Annotated in this window: 2 tRNA genes; both read left to right on the top strand. The window is 43.6% G+C overall.

Annotated features, from left to right (window positions below):
- Positions 1 to 38 precede the first annotated feature (38 nt).
- Positions 39 to 111, top strand: a tRNA-Ala gene (locus WKT11_RS19900).
- A 23-nt stretch (positions 112 to 134) separates the two neighbouring features.
- Positions 135 to 208, top strand: a tRNA-Ile gene (locus WKT11_RS19895).
- Positions 209 to 392: the final 184 nt, after the last annotated feature.

Here is a 392-nt window from a genome sequence, read left to right as displayed (position 1 = left end):
AAATGGGTGTGGGAGAGCAGGTGGCTGCCAGATCAAATGGGGATGTAGCTCAGTTGGGAGAGCACCTGCCTTGCAAGCAGGGGGTCGAGAGTTCGAATCTCTTCATCTCCACTGAAATCGGAAGATTTCAAGATGGGCTTATAGCTCAGCTGGTTAGAGCGCACGCCTGATAAGCGTGAGGTCGGTGGTTCGAGTCCACTTAAGCCCACTAGGGAATAAGTGATTTTTCTGGAGGAAAGGTCCACTTAAGCCCATTGGCTTATGTGAATAAGCCTAGATAAAAATTGTACCTTGAAAACTGCATACATGAAATTTGATTAAAAGTTAATCAAATATCCTTGATACAAAACGTTAAGAGATATGAGAGTATCTCATAAAACGCAAGATAGGAA

Origin of the sequence: Blautia sp. HCN-1074, from assembly GCF_037890165.1 — a bacterium.
In the GTDB taxonomy this organism is placed as follows: domain Bacteria; phylum Bacillota; class Clostridia; order Lachnospirales; family Lachnospiraceae; genus Blautia_A.
Note: the sequence above shows the minus strand (reverse complement) of the source record. Positions and strands in the feature narration are given on the sequence as shown.